The following is a 2,221-nucleotide window of genomic DNA, read 5'->3' on the forward strand; positions in this document are numbered from 1 at the left end:
AATTTTTCATTCGATCTTGAAAGCGTTTTGCCGGACGTGAACAGCGCCCGTCAAAATCTAAGGGTTTTCCCTGTGCTGCAAGTGATTCAGATGCGGGTACGGTTCGTCCCGTGGTGGAGAGAAATACGCAGAGGACACAAAAACAAAACAAACATGTCCCGTGCTTTCCGCCAAATCATTTAAACGACAGCAAAGACCCGTCTCAGTCTGGCGCGATTTCTTACGCGCACAGCCAGTTTGAAGCATTTTTCCTGCAGGATCCAGGTTCTGCGGGAGGGGTGGTCATGTCTGCGCACTTTTTTTTTCGAAGTGCGGCGACGGGGTGAACGTTCTGATTCCGTGAATCAGGACGAGGAGACCCAACAAAATGGAAAAGCACGAAGTGTGTGACACGAACGGGATGACGGGGACCGAAGGCCCGCTCATCTCGCGCCGCTCACTCATCGGTGCCGCGGGCGCGCTCGGCGCGGCCGCCGGGACCGGCGCGCTCTGGACGGCGGCCGACGAGGCCGTCGCGAAGGAGGTTCAGAAGCTTCTTGACGAGGGCTGGGAAGCGCACCCCTCGTCCTGCATGATCTGCGGCGGCTACTGCGGCCTGCTCGCCATGCACAGGAAGGGCGAGCCCGTGAGCCAGAAGACCGTCCGGATCATGCCGAACCCCACGCATCCGCAGCGCGGCTGCTGCGCCCGCGGCGCGCAGTCGATGTGGATGTGGAACCATCCGCTGCGCCTGAAGAAGCCCATGAAGCGCACGGGCGAGCGCGGCGAAGGCAAGTTCGTCGAGGTCTCCTGGGACGAGGCGCTCACCGACATCGCCGCCCGCGTGAAGGCGATCGTCGAGAAGGACGGCGAGCGCGCCGTCTCGATGACGAGTCACAACTTCTCGGGCCTGCAGCAGTGGCTCGGCGCCCCGCTCGGCACCCCGAACGTCATCAGCCATTCGTCGACCTGCAACACCGCCTCGGTCGCCGGCCGCCGCATGGTCTTCGGCAAGGGCTTTGACGGCGCGGGCAAGGTCGAGCCCGACTACGCCCGCGTGAAGTTCCTGCTCTGCATCGGCCGCACGATCAACTGCGCCATGGGCATCGCCGCCGTCCTCGGCCGCGCCCGCGAGCAGGGCGCGAAGGTGGTCTTTGTCGATCCCCGCATGCCCGAGATGGCCTTCGGCGACGCCGAGTGGGTGCCCATCCGTCCGGGCACGGACTCCGCGCTCATCCTCGCGATGATCGGCCTCGGCATCACCGAGGGTCTCGTTGATCTCGAGTTCCTCCGCGCGCACACGAACGCGCCCTACCTTGTCGAGGCGGGCACGCACCGCCCGGTCACGGCCGACGAACTCATCCCCGGCGCCCCGAAGGACGCCTGGGTCGTCATGGACCGCGCGACCTCGAAGCTCGTCCCCATGGGCCTCGCGCGTGACGAGAAGGGCGCGGTGAAGGGCTTCGCCGAACCCGAGAGTGTCGATCCCGAGCTCGACTTCACCGGTTCTCTCACCACGGTCTCGGGCCAGCCCCTTGAGGCCGAGTCGTGCTTCCACCGCATGCGTGAGATCTCCTCGGCCTGGACGCCCGAGCGCGCCGCCGGGACGACCGGCATCCCGGCCGCGACGATCGTGCGCCTCGCCCGCGACTTCTTCACGCAGGGCGGCGTCTGCGACGACGGCTGGTATGCCTCCCGCAACGGCAACGACACGCGCGCCTATGCGCTCATGAGCATGCTCAACGTCTTCACCGGCAGGCTTGACCAGCCGGGCGGCTTCGTCGTCACCCAGGGCGGCGGCTTCAAGGGCCCGGGCGCGAGCCAGTCGGGCGGCAAGGGCAAGGGCCCGCACGGCGAGAGCTGGAAGAACGCTGAAGCGAAGGCCCTCGACAAGGTGATCTACCCCGAGGGCTCGGGCACCTACTCGGCCATCTTCGACGCGATCGAGAAGGGCGATCCGTACCCGATCCGCGCGGCCTTCATCACCGGCACGACCATGTTCCACCGCGAGGCGAACAGCGCGCGTCTCGAGAAGGCGCTCAAGGCCCTCGACCTCGTCGTCGTGCAGGACATCCTCCCGCACGAGGTGATCGACTACGCCGACTACGTGCTCCCGTGCACCTTCTTCCTCGAGGGCTACGAGTACGGCGGCGTGAAGTGGGCCCTTGACGGCCACGTCTCCTTCTCGAACCTAAAAGCCGCGGAATCTACACCCAATCAGTTTTCTCGTCCAGGAGCTGAA

The 2,221-nt window shown here is 65.4% G+C and carries 2 protein-coding genes; both read left to right on the plus strand.

Annotated elements, in window-relative coordinates; genetic code table 11:
* A partial coding sequence (locus tag Q4F91_RS13390; protein ID WP_303338230.1) for a hypothetical protein occupies positions 1 to 183 on the plus strand: 183 nt, incomplete at its 5' end.
* A gap of 184 nt (positions 184 to 367) precedes the next feature.
* Positions 368 to 2,221, plus strand: a 1,854-nt coding sequence (locus tag Q4F91_RS13395; protein WP_303338231.1) for a molybdopterin-dependent oxidoreductase, incomplete at its 3' end; no start/stop codon positions are given.

The sequence above is a fragment of the Sutterella sp. genome (genome assembly GCF_030539355.1).
Lineage (GTDB): Bacteria > Pseudomonadota > Gammaproteobacteria > Burkholderiales > Burkholderiaceae_F > Sutterella.